13 protein-coding genes are annotated in these 16248 nt (G+C 69.2%); 1 reads left to right on the forward strand and 12 read right to left on the reverse strand.

Going from position 1 to position 16248, the window contains the following annotated elements; all coding sequences use genetic code 11:
* Positions 1-241 precede the first annotated feature (241 nt).
* A complete protein-coding gene (gene ileS, locus ACFVDP_RS38825; protein ID WP_383500801.1) occupies positions 242-3379 on the forward strand; it encodes an isoleucine--tRNA ligase in 3138 nt (1045 codons plus the stop codon).
* A gap of 261 nt (positions 3380-3640) precedes the next feature.
* Here the strand turns inward: ileS and ACFVDP_RS38830 are convergent, their stop codons facing one another.
* The 12 genes from ACFVDP_RS38830 to murF all read right to left on the reverse strand — a co-directional run bounded on the left by ACFVDP_RS38830 (position 3641) and on the right by murF (position 16244).
* Positions 3641-4822 (reverse strand): DivIVA domain-containing protein, encoded by a 1182-nt coding sequence (locus ACFVDP_RS38830; RefSeq protein WP_383500803.1) that lies wholly within the window; start codon positions 4820-4822, stop codon positions 3641-3643.
* A 55-nt stretch (positions 4823-4877) separates the two neighbouring features.
* Entirely contained in the window at positions 4878-5162 is a 285-nt protein-coding gene (locus ACFVDP_RS38835; RefSeq protein WP_353942048.1) for a YggT family protein, read from the reverse strand.
* 75 nt (positions 5163-5237) lie between these two features.
* Positions 5238-5882 (reverse strand): cell division protein SepF, encoded by a 645-nt coding sequence (locus tag ACFVDP_RS38840; protein WP_383500807.1) that lies wholly within the window; start codon positions 5880-5882, stop codon positions 5238-5240.
* 126 nt (positions 5883-6008) lie between these two features.
* Positions 6009-6737 carry a YggS family pyridoxal phosphate-dependent enzyme gene (locus tag ACFVDP_RS38845; RefSeq protein ID WP_383500810.1) on the reverse strand — a complete coding sequence of 243 codons (729 nt, stop codon included), beginning with the start codon at positions 6735-6737 and terminating at the stop codon, positions 6009-6011.
* A 6-nt stretch (positions 6738-6743) separates the two neighbouring features.
* Entirely contained in the window at positions 6744-7493 is a 750-nt protein-coding gene (gene pgeF / locus ACFVDP_RS38850) for a peptidoglycan editing factor PgeF (protein WP_383500813.1), read from the reverse strand.
* A 24-nt stretch (positions 7494-7517) separates the two neighbouring features.
* Complete coding sequence (gene ftsZ, locus ACFVDP_RS38855; protein WP_383500816.1) at positions 7518-8744, reverse strand: cell division protein FtsZ; 1227 nt, start codon at positions 8742-8744, stop codon at positions 7518-7520.
* Positions 8745-9041: 297 nt separating this feature from the next.
* Positions 9042-9839, reverse strand: coding sequence for a cell division protein FtsQ/DivIB (locus tag ACFVDP_RS38860; protein WP_383500818.1), 798 nt, complete (start codon positions 9837-9839; stop codon positions 9042-9044).
* A gap of 16 nt (positions 9840-9855) precedes the next feature.
* Entirely contained in the window at positions 9856-10947 is a 1092-nt protein-coding gene (gene murG, locus ACFVDP_RS38865; RefSeq protein WP_383500821.1) for an undecaprenyldiphospho-muramoylpentapeptide beta-N-acetylglucosaminyltransferase, read from the reverse strand.
* Between the two features lie 6 nt (positions 10948-10953).
* A complete protein-coding gene (ftsW, locus tag ACFVDP_RS38870) occupies positions 10954-12270 on the reverse strand; it encodes a putative lipid II flippase FtsW (RefSeq protein WP_383500824.1) in 1317 nt (438 codons plus the stop codon).
* Between the two features lie 85 nt (positions 12271-12355).
* A complete protein-coding gene (gene murD, locus ACFVDP_RS38875; RefSeq protein WP_383500827.1) occupies positions 12356-13789 on the reverse strand; it encodes a UDP-N-acetylmuramoyl-L-alanine--D-glutamate ligase in 1434 nt (477 codons plus the stop codon).
* Positions 13771-14844 (reverse strand): phospho-N-acetylmuramoyl-pentapeptide-transferase, encoded by a 1074-nt coding sequence (gene mraY, locus ACFVDP_RS38880; protein ID WP_383500830.1) that lies wholly within the window; start codon positions 14842-14844, stop codon positions 13771-13773. Before mraY ends, murD begins: the two co-directional genes overlap by 19 nt.
* The gene (murF, locus tag ACFVDP_RS38885) at positions 14841-16244 is read right to left on the reverse strand and encodes a UDP-N-acetylmuramoyl-tripeptide--D-alanyl-D-alanine ligase (protein ID WP_383500832.1); all 1404 of its coding nucleotides are present in this window, start codon (positions 16242-16244) and stop codon (positions 14841-14843) included. The genes mraY and murF overlap by 4 nt, the downstream gene beginning before the upstream one ends.
* Positions 16245-16248 lie beyond the last annotated feature (4 nt).

Consider the following 16248-nt stretch of genomic DNA (forward strand, 5'->3'; position numbering starts at 1 on the left):
GGGCGAGCGCGACGCGAAGATCACCCCGGAGCCGCCGGAAGAACGCCCAGGACCAGTTCCACGGGCCGCTAGACCCGGCATCGCGACCCCAATGAGGGGGCTCGCCGGAGCGCACCACGCCCCGGAGGGCCAAGGAGGGTGGTACCGCGGGAGCGCGCCGCACACGGCGTACGTCGCACGGAAGTGGCGACAGGCTCTCGTCCCTCCGACGGAAGAAGGCAGATCCGCCGGAGGAAGACTGATGACGCAGTACCGCCAGGTGCCAGCCCAGGTCGACCTGCCCGCCCTCGAGCACGCTGTGCTCGACTTCTGGAGCGAGCAGAAGATCTTCGCCAAGAGCCTGGAGCAGTCCGAAGGGCGCCCCGAGTGGGTGTTCTACGAGGGCCCGCCCACGGCCAACGGCATGCCGGGTGCCCACCACATCGAGGCCCGCGTCTTCAAGGACGTCTTTCCCCGCTTCCGCACCATGCGTGGCTACCACGTGGCGCGCAAGGCCGGCTGGGACTGCCACGGCCTCCCCGTGGAGCTGGCGGTCGAGAAGGAGCTCGGCTTCACCGGCAAGAAGGACATCGAGGCGTTCGGCATCGCCGAGTTCAACGACAAGTGCCGGGAGTCCGTGACCCGGCACACCGACGCCTTCACCGACCTGACGACCCGCATGGGCTACTGGGTCGACCTCGACGACGCGTACCGCACCATGGACCCCGCGTACGTGGAGTCGGTGTGGTGGTCGCTGAAGGAGATCTTCAACAAGGGCCTGCTGGTCCAGGACCACCGTGTCGCCCCCTGGTGCCCGCGCTGCGGCACCGGCCTCTCCGACCACGAGCTGGCGCAGGGCTACGAGACGGTCGTCGACCCCTCGGTCTATGTCCGTTTCCCCCTCACCTCCGGTCCGCTGGCGGGCCAGGCCTCGCTCCTGGTGTGGACGACGACGCCCTGGACCCTGGTGTCCAACACGGCGGTCGCCGCCCACCCCGAGGTCCGCTACGTCGTGGCGACCAACGGCGACGAGAAGGTGGTCGTCGCCGAGCCTCTGGTCGAGAAGTCGCTCGGCGAGGGCTGGGAGACCACCGGCGAGTCCTTCACCGGCGCCGAGATGGAGCGCTGGAAGTACCAACGCCCGTTCGAGCTCGTGGAGTTCCCGGCCGAGGCCCACTTCGTGGTCAACGCCGACTACGTGACGACCGAGGACGGCACGGGTCTGGTCCATCAGTCCCCCGCCTTCGGTGAGGACGACCTCAAGGTCTGCAAGGCGTACGGCCTGCCGATGGTCAATCCGGTGCTCCAGGACGGCACGTTCTCCCCCGAGGTCCCGCTGGTCGGCGGCGTCTTCTTCAAGAAGGCCGACGAGGCGCTCACCGAGGACCTGAAGGACCGCGGTCTGCTCTTCAAGCACCTGCCGTACGAGCACAGCTACCCGCACTGCTGGCGCTGCCACACCGCGCTCCTCTACTACGCGCAGCCGTCCTGGTACATCCGCACCACGGCCGTCAAGGACCGCCTCCTTCAGGAGAACGAGAAGACCAACTGGTTCCCGGAGACCGTCAAGAACGGCCGCTTCGGCGACTGGCTGCAGAACAACATCGACTGGGCGCTCTCCCGGAACCGCTACTGGGGCACCCCGCTGCCGATCTGGCGCTGTGAGGAGAACCACCTCACCTGTGTCGGCTCGCGCGCGGAGCTGTCGGAGCTGACCGGCACCGACCAGTCGCAGCTCGACCCGCACCGCCCGTACATCGACGACGTCACGTTCCCCTGCGCCCACGAGGGCTGCTCGGCGACGGCGACGCGCGTGCCGGAGGTCATCGACGCCTGGTACGACTCGGGCTCGATGCCGTTCGCGCAGTGGGGCTACCCGTACCAGAACAAGGAACTGTTCGAGTCCCGCTACCCGGCGCAGTTCATCTCCGAGGCCATCGACCAGACCCGCGGCTGGTTCTACACGCTGATGGCGATCGGCACCCTGGTCTTCGACAAGTCGTCCTACGAAAACGTCGTGTGCCTCGGCCACATCCTCGCCGAGGACGGCCGCAAGATGTCCAAGCACCTGGGCAACACGCTGGACCCGATCCCGCTGATGGACCGGCACGGCGCGGACGCGGTGCGCTGGTTCATGGCGGCCGGCGGCTCCCCGTGGGCGGCCCGCCGCGTCGGCCACGGCACCATCCAGGAGGTCGTCCGCAAGACGCTCCTCACGTACTGGAACACGGTCGCCTTCCAGGCCCTGTACGCCCGTACGTCCGAGTGGGCGCCCAGCGAGGCGGACCCGGCCCCGGCCGAGCGCACCGTCCTGGACCGCTGGCTGCTGTCCGAGCTGCACCAGCTCACCGGCGAGGTCACCAAGGCCCTGGAGGCGTACGACACCCAGCGCGCCGGCAAGCTGCTGTCGGCGTTCGTCGACGACCTGTCGAACTGGTACGTGCGCCGCTCGCGCCGCCGCTTCTGGCAGGGCGACAAGGCCGCGCTGCGCACCCTGCACGAGGTGGTCGTCACGGTCACCCAGCTGATGGCGCCGCTCACGCCGTTCATCACGGAGCGGGTCTGGCAGGACCTGGTCGTCCCGGTCACCCCGGGCGCCCCGGAGTCGGTCCACCTGTCGTCGTGGCCGGAGGCCGACCTGTCGGCCGTCGACCCGGAGCTGTCCGTCCAGATGGCGCTGGTGCGCCGCCTGGTCGAGCTGGGCCGCGCCACGCGCGCGGAGTCGGGCGTCAAGACGCGTCAGCCGCTGTCCCGCGCGCTGGTGGCCGCCTCCGGCTTCGAGACCCTCTCCCCCGAACTGCACGCGCAGATCACGGAGGAGCTGAACGTCTCGTCGCTGGCCTCGCTCTCCGAGGTGGGCGGCAGCCTGGTCGACACGACCGCCAAGGCGAACTTCCGGGCGCTCGGCAAGCGCTTCGGCAAGCGCGTCCAGGACGTCGCCAAGGCCGTGGCGAACGCGGACGCGGCGGCGCTCTCCCTCGCCCTGCGCGAGGGCACGGCGTACGTCGAGGTCGACGGCGAGAAGGTCGACCTGGCCCCCGACGAGGTCATCATCACCGAGACCCCGCGCGAGGGCTGGTCGGTGGCCTCCGACTCGGGCGCCACGGTCGCCCTGGACCTGGAGCTGACCGAGGAGCTGCGCCAGGCGGGCCTGGCCCGTGACGCGATCCGCCTGATCCAGGAGGCCCGCAAGAACAGCGGCCTGGACGTCGCTGACCGCATCGCGCTGCGCTGGACGTCCACGGACCCGGCCGTGATCTCGGCCCTGTCCGAGCACTCCGGCCTGATCGCCGACGAGGTCCTGGCGACGGACTTCGCCCAGGGCGAGGCGGACACCGCATACGGCACCCCGTTCACGGACGAGGGCCTGAGCCTGGAGTTCCGCCTGCGCAAGGCGTAAGCACACGACCTCTGGAGGGGCCCGACATCTGTCGGGCCCCTCCGGCGTATGCGCGCCCTCTCCGGGGGCCCTGTCGAGTCCCTCCGGCACCACATTCAAGCCCCTCCGGCGATTGAGGAGCGGGGTCCGGGGCGGAGCCCCGAGACAGCACCCCCACTGCCCCGGAAGCCGCGGAACACAAAGACCTCGGCCCGGATCGCAGAAACGATCCGGGCCGAGGCCTGAATGAACGCCGACGCCTCTAGGGCGCTACAACCGGGTTCAGTTGTCGTCCTCGTCGATGAGGAACCCGCGCATCGGCGACGGAGCCTGTCCCATCGGCTGCGGACCCTGCGGCCGCACCGGAGCCATCGGCTGCGTCATCGCGGGCGACATCTGCTGCTGGCCGCCGTACGACGGGCCACCGGCGGACGGGTTGCCACCCATGCCCTGGTTGCCACCGTAGGACGGGGCACCGGCACCGGCGGGAGCCATCGACGGCGCCGGGGACGGCGGCAGCGAGGCGGCGGCCGGGGTGCGCGGCGGAGCCAGCGAGTCGTCGGACTGGGACTCCAGCTGACGCAGCTGGGACTCCAGGTACGACTTCAGACGCGTGCGGTACTCGCGCTCGAAGCCGCGCAGGTCCTCGACCTTGCGCTCCAGCGTGGCGCGGGCGGACTCCAGGGAGCCCATCGCGACGCGGTGCTTCTCCTGCGCGTCCCGCTCCAGGGCGTCGGCCTTGGCACGGGCGTCACGCTCGAGACCCTCGGCGCGGCTGCGAGCCTCACCGACGATCTTGTTGGCCTCGGAGCGGGCCTCGGCGATCGCCTGGTCGGCGGTCTGCTGGGCCAGCGAGAGGACACGGGCGGCGCTGTCGCCACCGGGGCCCTGACCGGGCTGCGGCATCTGCGGCGGACCACCGTGGCCCATGGGGCCACCCATCGGGCCGCCGAGCTGCGGCTGCTGGCCCATCGGACCCTGACCCATCGGACCCTGGCCCATCGGGCCGGGACCCTGCGGGCCGCCCTGCGGACCGTGGCCACCCGGACCGGCCGGAAGCTGCGGGGCACCGCTCGGCAGCTGCGGCGGACCGCCCATGGGGCCGCCCATCTGCTGCTGCGGCGGGCCCGATATCCCGGCAGGCACCGGAGCGCCCGGGCCTCGCATGCCCTGCGGGGGACCCTGCTGGTCCTGCGGACCACCGGGACCACCGGGACCACCCGGACCGTCGGGGCCACCCGGGCCGCCAGGACCCTTGCGCATACCACCCTGCTGCTGGTTCTGCGCGGCGGCGCGCGTAGCAGCGGCCAGCTTGGCGCGCAGATCCTCGTTCTCACGCAGGAGACGGGTCAGTTCGGCTTCGACCTCATCGAGGAAGGCATCGACCTCGTCCTCGTCATAGCCTTCTCGGAGGCGGACGGTCGTGAACTGCTTGTTCCGCACGTCCTCGGGGGTCAGCGGCATCTCTTCACCTCAACGTTGTCGTCGGCATTCGGCAAGACCGTAGTTGACATCGCGCTCACAGGCCGCTCACGACAGTGATCAGAATGTAGACGATGATCATCAGTACGAAGAAGGACAGGTCGAGCGCCACGCCCCCGAGACGCAGCGGCGGAATGAACCGCCGCAGAAGCTTGAGCGGTGGATCAGTGACAGTGTAGGTGGCCTCCAGAACGACCACCATCGCCTTGCCGGGTTGCCACGAGCGGGCGAACTGGAAGACATAGTCCATGACCAGCCGAAAGATCAGCACGATGAGGAAACACATCAGCGCGATGTAGACCACATCCAAAACCACGCCCATGTCGGTGGTTCCCTCTCCCCTGTGACTCGTGCCTCATGACTAGTACTGAGCTAGTCGTTGAACTAGTGCTGCGTCTCAGCTCTGGTTGAAGAACCCGCCCTCTGCGATGCGGGCCTTGTCCTCCGCCGTGACATCGACGTTAGCAGGCGACAACAGGAACACCTTCTGAGTCACCCGCTCGATGCTTCCGTGGAGACCGAAGACGAGACCGGCGGCAAAGTCGACAAGTCGCTTCGCGTCGGTGTCGTCCATCTCCGTCAGATTCATGATCACCGGAGTGCCCTCGCGGAAGTGTTCCCCGATGGTACGGGCCTCGTTGTAGGTCCGGGGGTGCAGCGTGGTGATGCGGTAGGGCTCCCGCTCGGACACGACCTTGGGCATGATCACCGGTGCGTTCTTCTCCAAGCTCTGACGTTCAGGTGTGATGGATGCCACGGGGGCGATTCGTGCCGGACGTCCCGATTCAGCGCCGAGCGAAGCCGATTGACGGGCCGGCTCACGCTGAGCGGGCGGCTGCACCACTCGTACCGGTTCGTCCTCTTCGATCACTGAACGCGCACTGTGTGACTGATGCGACGGTTCATGCCGTCGACGGTCACGCTCGGGTTCCGGGTCGAGCTCGGGTTCGAAGTCGTCGTCGGGGTCGAACCCCCGGCCGTCGTACCCATCGTCCTCCACGAGGCCGAGGTAGACCGCCATCTTGCGCATCGCGCCGGCCATGCTCTGAGTCCTCCGCTCTGTGGTGGATCGGCTGACGTCAACCAAAGTGCCCGCGATCCACTCGATCTCCCCGCCCATCAGCGAGAATGACCATATTTTCTGCTGTGGTCCGACTTCTTGGCGACGTTACCCGAGCCTCGGCCGGACACCGAGGACCGCCGTACCGACGCGCACATGTGTCGCTCCGGCCGCCACAGCCTGCTCGAGATCCGAACTCATCCCTGCCGAGACCATGTTCGCAGCCGGATGGGCCGCGCGCAGGGCAGTCGACAAATCCATGAGGCGCTCGAACGCCGCCTGTTGCCGTCCCGCGTAGTCCCCGGTGAGCGGCGCGACGGTCATCAGTCCGTCGAGCCGCAGCCCCGGCGCCTCGGCCACGCGTGCGGCCAACTCCTCGACTCCACCGGGCCCGACGCCTCCGCGCTCGCCCCGGCCGTTCTCCTCCGCGTCGAGCGCGACCTGGATCAGGCATCCCAGCTCGCGCTCGGCACGTACCGCTTCCTTCGAGAGCGCCGTGACGAGCCTCGCCCGGTCCACGGACTGCACCAGATCGGCATAACCCGCCACAGAACGCACCTTGTTGGTCTGCAACTGACCCACGAAGTGCCAGGTGAGCGGGAGGTCCGCGCACTCGGCCGCCTTAGGCGCCGCGTCCTGGTCGCGGTTCTCCGCCACGTGCCGCACACCGAGCCCGGACAGGATCCGGACATCGCTCGCGGGGTAGGTCTTGGTGACCACGATGAGGGTGACGTCCTCGCGCTTGCGCCCTGCCGCGGCGCAAGCGGTGGAGATACGTTCCTCCACCTGGGCCAGGTTCGTGGTGAGTTGTTCGGTACGCACCTGAAGGTCCGTCATGTCGTTTCAGTCCAGCCAGACATAGCTTGCGAGACGCCCGGTGGTGCGCTCGCGGCGGTACGAGAAGTGGTCGTGCGACTCCAGCGTGCACACCGGCGATCGGCGCCGGTCACGCACCCCGAGCCTTTCGAGTTGCGCATGCACACCGGCGGTCACATCGACGGCCGGAGTGCCCCAACTGGTCTCGGCGTACGCCGCCGGCTCGATCGCGGCGACCTCGGCGCGCATATCGGCGGGGACTTCGTAGCAGCGCCCGCAGACCGCGGGCCCCGTGCGGGCGACGATCCGGTCCGGCTCCGCGCCGAGCTTCATCATCGCCTCGACCGTGGCCGGTACGACCCCCGCGACCATGCCGGGGCGTCCCGCGTGTGCGGCGGCAACGACTCCGGCGACCGGGTCCACGAGCAGGACCGGCGTGCAGTCCGCGGTGAGCACGGCGAGCGCGAGGCCGGGCCGCACGGTGACCAGGGCGTCGACGCTCGGGATGTCGGCGTCCGTGGCCCAGGGCCCGTCCACCACCGCGACATCGGGCCCGTGCACCTGGTTCATCCAGACGACCCGGGACGGTTCGAGGCCGAGCGCGCCGGCGGCCAGCTCCCGGTTGCGGAGCACGGCGTCACGGTCGTCGCCGACCGCCCCGCCGAGATTGAGCTCCTCGTACGGAGCGGCGCTCACCCCGCCCCACCGGTCGGTGAAGGCGAAATGCGCGCCGCTTGCCGAGGACGCCGTGGTCACGGCGTCGAGCTGTCCTATCACTTCAATGGTCCGAGATTCCCGGGGTCACTTCAGGAAGTCCGGGACGTCCAGCTCCTCGGCCTGGCTGTCCGGGTAGGACGGCCGGGGCACGTGGGGCGGGGCGACCGGGGCCGTCGGCGCCTCGTTCACCGGGGCGGGCGTCTCGGCCGGTTCCGGCTTCAGCTCCTCGCGGGGCGTGACGCTGCCGAGGCTGCCGAAGGTCGGGCGCGAGGGCTCGGGGGCCGACGCGGCACGGGCCGCCGCGGCCGGGTCCTCGCGCTTGACCGAGGACGAGCTGATCACGTTCTCCCGCTTGGCCGGCGGCTGTCCGCCGTCGAAGCCTGCGGCGATCACGGTGACCCGCACCTCGTCGCCGAGGGCGTCGTCGATAACGGCGCCGAAGATGATGTTCGCCTCGGGGTGCGCGGCCTCGCTGACCAGCTGCGCGGCCTCGTTGATCTCGAAGAGACCGAGGTCCGAGCCGCCGGAGATGGAGAGCAGCACGCCGCGGGCGCCGTCGATGGACGCCTCCAGGAGCGGCGAGGAGATCGCCATCTCGGCCGCCGCCACCGCGCGGTCGTCGCCGCGGGCCGAGCCGATGCCCATGAGGGCGGAACCGGCTTCGGACATCACGGACTTGACGTCGGCGAAGTCGAGGTTGATCAGACCCGGGGTGGTGATCAGGTCGGTGATGCCCTGGACACCGGAGAGCAGGACCTGGTCCGCCGACTTGAAGGCGTCGAGGACGGAGACCTGCCGGTCCGAGATGGACAGGAGCCGGTCGTTCGGAATGACGATGAGGGTGTCGACCTCTTCGCGGAGCTCGGCGATGCCGTCCTCCGCCTGGTTCGCCCTGCGCCGTCCCTCGAAGGTGAACGGGCGGGTGACCACGCCGATCGTGAGGGCGCCGAGCGAGCGCGCGATGTTGGCCACGACGGGTGCGCCGCCGGTGCCGGTGCCGCCACCTTCACCGGCGGTGACGAAGACCATGTCGGCCCCCTTGAGGACCTCCTCGATCTCCTCGCGGTGGTCCTCGGCCGCCTTGCGGCCGACGGCCGGATTGGCTCCGGCGCCGAGTCCGCGGGTGAGTTCACGGCCGACGTCGAGCTTGACGTCCGCGTCGCTCATCAACAGGGCTTGCGCGTCGGTGTTGATGGCGATGAACTCGACGCCCTTGAGACCGACCTCGATCATCCGGTTGATGGCATTGACACCACCGCCGCCGACACCGATGACTTTGATGACTGCGAGGTAGTTCTGCGGTGCTGCCACGTCGAAGGCCTCTCGCCTCGAGTTACGTGTCGTCGCTCGCCTTCTGCGCTGCGACGACTGATGCCGAATTGGGGCGGTCCGGACGACTAGTTGACTACTAGTCGGCTGCCGACCCGAACCCTAACGCTGAAGTTTAGGGTTACCAGTGTGTCTGTTCCCTGGACTCTTCCGAACCTGACACTAAGTCGACAAGTGGCGCCCGTTCAACGAACACGCCGAACCTCCCGTTTTTCTTTTCACCCTATGTGATCAGCCGTAGCGCTGCCCAACCAGGGTGCTGGCCTGCGCTGATGCTCGTCAACTCCCCACCGAGGCAGGGGCGGTGGGAACGCTCACGTCGAAGTGCCGTGCCTTCGGAGCGGCTTTCATGAGAGCGGCGAGAACGTGTACCTTCTGCGCGCTCTTCTCGCCGCTTCCCCAGACGACGGTCCGTCCACCGGTGAGTTCGAGCGAGATGTCGTCGTAGGAACGGACCTTGACGGTCCGGGTGTCGTGCGCCACCGCCGCAGGCAGCCGGCCCGCCACACGGACCGCTTCCCGGGTCAGCCGCTCGGGGCCGAAGCGGCGCAAACTGGCCGACGCGCCCTTCTGATCGGGCGTCAATTCCAGTCGGGGAACGCCCTTCGGGGCCTTGTCGACCGTCGCGAAACGCACGCCTTCTTGGTCGACTTCGACGAACTTGCCCGAATTTCGTTCCTCGGCGGCAATCAGAACCGGCTTGCGTTCCGTCACTTTCAACCCGATTCCGTGCGGCCAGGAACGCACCACATCAACCGAGTCAATTCGGGGCAATTTCTGGCGCAGCCGGTCCGCAATGGCATCCGTGTCGACGGAAATCAGCGGGGCGCCGACCGGAACGGCGGCCGCGTCGCGCACCTGGGCGGGCGTCAGGACATCGGTTCCGGAAGTCGTGACGCGTTCCACGCGCAGCCATTGCGAGCCGTAGAGCGACCAGGTGCCGCCCGCCCCGATCAGGACGAGCAGCACCCCGGTCACGATGAGCGTGCGCGTGCTCGGAAGACGGAAGCGGGGCGGGGGCGGGCCGGCCTCGTGCGCCTCGGCGTCCTCCCGGTCCGTCACAGCCGATCCGGCCACGCTCGCTCCTTCTACGTCACTGGTGACGCGAGTTGATCGCCTCGTACACCATTCCGACGAGCAGATCGTCGGCGTCCCTGCGACCGAACTCGGACGCGGCGCGGGACATCTCGAACAGGCGGTGCGGGTCGGCGAGCACGGGCAGGACGTTGCCCTGGACCCACTCGGGGGTCAATTCCGCGTCGTCGACCAGCACACCGCCGCCGGCCTTGACCACCGGCTGGGCGTTGAGCCGCTGTTCGCCGTTGCCGATGGGCAGCGGGACGTAGGCGGCCGGGAGCCCGACGGCGGAGAGTTCAGCGACGGTCATCGCGCCCGCGCGGCAGAGCATCATGTCGGCCGCGGCGTACGCGAGGTCCATCCGGTCCACGTACGGTACCGGGATATACGGAGGCATTCCCGGCATCTGCTGAACCTGCGGCAGTTCGTTCTTCGGGCCGACCACGTGCAGGATCTGGATGCCGGACTGCTGGAGCAGCGGCGCGACGCGCGTGACCACCTCGTTCAGGTGCCGGGCGCCCTGCGAGCCGCCGGACACCAGCAGCGTCGGCAGGTTCGGATCGAGGCCGAACGCGGCGCGGGCCTCGGGACGCACCGCGGCCCGGTCCAGCATGGCGATGGTGCGGCGCAGCGGGATGCCGATGTAGCGCGAGCCCCGCAGCTTGCTGTCCGGGGTGGAGACGGCGACCTGGGCCGCGTACCGCGAACCGATCTTGTTGGCGAGACCCGGCCGGGCGTTGGCCTCGTGCACGATGATCGGCACTCCGAGCCGCTTGGCGGCCAGGTAGCCGGGCAGCGCCACATAGCCGCCGAAACCGACCACCGCGTCCGCCTTGGTCCGCTCCAGGATCTGCTCGGCGGCCTTGATGGTGCCGCGCAGCCGCCCGGGCACGGTGATCAGCTCGGGGGTGGGCTTGCGGGGCAGCGGTACGGCGGGGATCAGCGCCAGATCGTAGCCACGCTCGGGTACGAGCCGTGTCTCAAGCCCCTTCTCCGTGCCGAGGGCCGTGATGCCCACGCTCGGGTCCTGCCTGCGCAGGGCGTCCGCGAGGGCGAGCGCCGGCTCGATGTGGCCGGCGGTCCCCCCACCGGCGAGTACGACATGCACCGAAATTCACCGCTCTCCGGACGTACGCGCCGAAGCGCGCCGTCGCATCGTGTTCCATCTCATCCCGCGCTCCCCCGAGGTTCGCCGCATGGCGAGTGCCGCCCGCGCCGCGGGCTCGTCCCGCGCGAACGCGATCAGTAGCCCCACGGCGAACATGGTCGGCAGCAGCGCGGAACCCCCGTACGAGAACAGCGGGAGCGGGACACCGGCGATCGGCAGCAGGCCGAGCACCGCACCGATGTTGACCACGGCCTGCGCCGTGATCCAGGTCGTCACGCCACCCGCGGCGTATCGAACGAAGGGGTCCTCCGTGCGTCCGGCCACGCGGATACCCGCATAGCCTAGAGCCGCGAAGAGGGCGAGCACCGACAGCGTCCCCGCGAGGCCCAGTTCCTCACCGGTGACGGCAAAGATGAAGTCGGTGTGCGCTTCGGGAAGTTGACCCCATTTTTCCACACTGGCGCCCAGGCCGGAACCGAAGAATCCGCCGGAGGCCAGGGCGTAGATCCCGTGCAGTCCCTGCCAGCACATGTCGTCGGGGCCCGCGTCGGCCCGTCCCAGACAGGCCAGGCGTGCCATGCGGTTGGGGCTGGTCTTGATGAGCATGACGCCGATGGCGGCCGCGACGGAGAGCACCCCGACGAAGAGCCGGGTGGGCGCTCCGGCGAGCCAGAGAAGGCCGAAAAGGATGGCTGTGAGGAGGATCGCGGTGCCCATGTCGCCGCCGAGCATGATCAGTCCGAGCAGCAGGAAGGCGACCGGGACCAGCGGCACCAGCATGTGCTTCCACTGGTTCAGCAGCCGCTTGTCGTGCTTGCGGGCCAGCAGGTCGGCGCCCCACAGAATCAGTGCCAGCTTGCCGAACTCGCTGGGCTGGAGCATGAAGGGGCCGCCGAGCGAGATCCAGTTCTGGTTGCCGTTGATCGACACTCCTATCCCCGGAACCTGCACCAGCGCCATCATGAAGACGCTGACGGCGAGGATGGGATAGGCGAGCGCCCGGTGCAGTTTCACCGGCATCCGCATCGCGAGCACCAGCAGGATCGAGCCGAGGACGGCGGCGACGAACTGCTTGCGGAAGAAGTAGGAACCGGTCAGGCCCATCTGCAGGGCCGTGATCATCGACGCCGAGTACACCATCACCAGGCCGAGGCCCGTGATGAGCAGGGCGGAGCCGAGGATCAGGTAGTAGGCGGTGAGCGGCCGGTCCCAGGCGCGGCGGGCCTGGGAGTACAGGCGGCGCAGCGGGTTGGCGCGGGCCCGGTAGACCTTGCTGGTCCTGCGCGGTGGTGCGGCGGGACGCTTGGTGGTGCTACCGGCCATCACGGACCCCCGTTCCGCGATCGGTCTGCGCTGCCACGTCCCCTCCCGAAGGGTGCCCGGCGTCACCGGGCACCCGTGGGTCCCCTCAGACGCTGGTGGCGCCGAGTTCGCGGACTGCCTCCGCGAACGCTTCGCCACGCTTGTTGTAGTTGGTGAACATGTCCATCGACGCACAGGCCGGGGCCATCAGCACGGTGTCCCCCGGGCGGGCGAGCCGTGCTGCCTCCCGGACCGCCGCCGACATCGCCCCAGTGTCGGTCCGGTCGAGGTCGACGACGGGTACTTCCGGCGCGTGTCGCTCCAGGGCTTCACGGATCAGGCCACGGTCGGCGCCGATCAGGACGGCGCCCCGCAGGTGCTTCGCGGCGCCCGCGACCAGCTCGTCGAAGGTGGCACCCTTGGCGAGCCCGCCCGCGATCCAGACGATGGACTCGTACGAGGCCAACGACGCCTGTGCCGCATGGGTGTTGGTGGCCTTGGAGTCGTCGATGTACGCGACCTCGTCCACGTCGGCGACGTGCGCGATGCGGTGCGCGTCCGGCGTGAAGTTCCGCAGCCCGTCCCGTACGGCCTGCGGCTCGACGCCGAAGGAACGGGCGAGGGCGGCGGCCGCGAGGGCGTTGGCGATGTTGTGCGGGGCCGGCGGGTTCACGTCGGTGACCTCGGCCAGCTCCTGCGCGCTCTTCTGCCGGTCCTCGACGAAGGCGCGGTCGACCAGGATGCCGTCCACGACACCGAGTTCGGAGGGCCCCGGCGTGCCGAGGGTGAACCCGATGGCGCGGCAGCCTTCTTCGACGTCGGCCTCGCGGACCAGATTCTCCGTGGCCTTGTCCGCGACGTTGTAGACGCAGGCGACCTGGTTGCCCTCGTAGATGCGGCCCTTGTCGGCGGCGTACGCCTCCATGGAGCCGTGCCAGTCGAGGTGGTCGGGCGCGAGGTTGAGGACGGCGCCGGAGTGGGCGCGCAGCGACGGCGCCCAGTGCAGCTGGTAGGAGGACAGCTCCACGGCGAACACGTCGTAGGCGTCGTCCCCTTCGAGGACGACGTCGATGATCGGCGTACCGATGTTGCCGACGGCGGCGGTCCGCAGACCGGCCGCCTCCAGGATCGACGCGAGCATCTGCGTCGTCGTGGTCTTGCCGTTGGTGCCGGTGATGGCGAGCCAGGGGGCGGCGTTCGGGCCGCGCAGTCGCCAGGCGATCTCCACGTCGCCGACGACGTCGACACCGCGCGCGCGTGCCGCGTCGAACAGCGGGCTCTCGGGCTTCCAGCCGGGCGAGGTGACGACGAGTTCGGTGCCCTCGGGCAGCGTGGCCGCGTCGCCGAGACGTGCGGAAATCCCCGCTTCTTCAAGAAGAGCGGCTTTTTCGCGGTGGGTCTCGCTGTCGCCGCCGTCGACGACGGTGACGGACGCGCCGAGGCCGGCCAGGGCGCGGGCGGCGCTGAGGCCGCTCACGCCGAGACCGGCGACGGTGATGTTCTTGCCTGCCCAGGGGGAGGTCACTTCTTGGCTGCCCATCCGGCGTAGAAGAGGCCGAGTCCGACGATCACGCACATGCCCTGGATGATCCAGAACCTGACCACGACAAGGACTTCGGACCACCCCTTTAGTTCGAAGTGGTGCTGGAGTGGCGCCATGCGGAAGACCCGCTTGCCGGTCATCTTGAACGAGCCGACCTGGATGACCACGGACATCGTGATCATCACGAACAGGCCGCCCAGCAGGGCGATCAGCAGCTCGGTGCGCGAGCAGATCGCGAGACCGGCGAGGGCGCCGCCGAGGGCGAGCGAGCCGGTGTCACCCATGAAGATCTTGGCCGGTGAGGTGTTCCACCACAGGAAGCCGAAGCAGGAGCCCATGAGTGCCGATGCCACGACCGCCAGGTCGAGTGGGTCTCTGACCTCGAAACAGGCGCCCGGGTTGGTGAGGGTCTGCGCGTTGGCGCAGGACTCCTGGAACTGCCAGACACCGATGAAGGTGTAGGCGCCGAAGACCATCACGGAGGCGCCGGTGGCGAGGCCGTCGAGGCCGTCGGTCAGGTTCACGCCGTTCGACATCGCGAGGATCATGAACAGCGCCCAGACCACGAAGAGCACCGGGCCGATCGTCCAGCCGAAGTCCTCGACGAAGGAGAGCTTGGTGGAGGCCGGGGTGTTGCCGCGTACGTCCGCGAAGTTGATGGCGAGCACCGCGAAGGCGATGCCGACGATCAGCTGTCCGGCCATCTTCGCCTTGGCCCGCAGACCGAGCGAACGCCGCTTGACGATCTTGATGTAGTCGTCGAGGAAGCCGACCAGGCCCATGCCCGCCATCAGACCGAGGACGAGCAGGCCCGACAGGGTCGGGGCGGCGCCCGTGATCAGCTTGCTGAGGAAGTACGCGATGAGCGTCGCCAGGATGAAGGCGATACCACCCATGGTCGGAGTACCGCGCTTGGCGTGGTGCTCGCGCGGGCCGTCGTCACGGATGTACTGGCCGTAGCCCTTGCGGGCCAGCAGCTTGATGAGCAGCGGGGTGCCGACCAGGGTCAGGAAGAGACCGATGACACCCGAGAAGAGAATCTGCTTCATCATCGGGCATCAGCCCCGCCCTGTACGTCGTCAAGGAGAGCCTGCGCAACGCTCTCCAGGCCCACCGACCTGGACGCCTTCACGAGCACGACGTCTCCCGGGCGCAACTCGCTGCGCAACAGGTGGACCGCCGCCTGTGCGTCGGACACGTGCACCGACTCCTCACCCCACGAACCCTCGTTATAGGCGCCCAGTCGCAGCCAGGACGCTTCCCTGCCCCCGACTGCCACGAGCTTGCTGACGTTGAGCCGGACGGCGAGCCGCCCGACCGCGTCGTGCTCGGACAGCGCGTCGTCGCCGAGCTCGGCCATCTGGCCGAGCACCGCCCACGTACGACGCCCCTTGCCCATGGCCACAAGTGCACGGAGAGCCGCGCGCATGGACTCGGGGTTCGCGTTGTAGGCGTCGTTGACGATCGTGACGCCGTCCGGGCGCTCGGTGACCTCCATCCGCCAGCGGGACAGGGTGCCCGCCTCGGAGAGCCCGAGGGCGATCTCCTCCACGGACATGCCAAGGTCGTGGGCGACGGCGGCCGCAGCGAGCGCGTTCGACACGTGGTGCTCACCGTACAGGCGCAAGGTCACTTCGCTGCACCCGGAGGGTGTGTGAAGGCTGAAGGAGGGCTGACCGTTCTCCGTGAGACGGACATTCTCGGCACGGACCTCGGCTTCGGCGGACTCTCCGAAGAGGAGCACCTTCGCCTTCGTGCGCGAGGCCATCGCCTTCACCAGCGGATCGTCGGCGTTCAGGATCGCGGTGCCGTCGGCGGGCAGGGCCTCGACCAGTTCGCCCTTTGCCTGTGCGATCTGCTCGCGGCCGCCGAACTCGCCGATGTGGGCGGTTCCGACGTTGAGGACGAGGCCGACCTTCGGAGGCGTCAGGTCCGTCAGGTAGCGGATGTGGCCGATGCCGCGGGCGCCCATCTCCAGGACGAGGAAGCGTGTCTCGTCGGTGGCGGAGAGGGCGGTGAGCGGCAGCCCGATCTCGTTGTTGAGCGAGCCGGGCGTGAAGACCGTGGGGGCCTTGCGCCGCAGCACCTGGGCGATCAGGTCCTTGGTGCTGGTCTTGCCGGCCGAGCCGGTCAGCGCGACGAGGGTGGCGCCGAGCCGGGCGACGACGTGCCGGGCGAGCGCGCCGAGCGCCGCCGTGACGTCGTCGACGACGATGGCGGGCACTCCGACGGGCCGGGTGGCCAGGACCGCGACGGCGCCTTTGGCGACCACGTCGGCGGCGTAGTCGTGGCCGTCCACGCGCTCACCGGCGAAGGCGGCGAACAGGCTGCCGGACTCCACCTCACGGGAGTCTCTGACCACCGGTCCGGTGACCCGGACCCGCGGATCCGGTATGTCGTACGTCTGCCCGCCGACGACTGTGGCGATCTCGGCGAGGGAGAGGGCGATCACAACT

This window comes from Streptomyces sp. NPDC057694, from assembly GCF_042799415.1.
GTDB lineage: Bacteria > Actinomycetota > Actinomycetes > Streptomycetales > Streptomycetaceae > Streptomyces.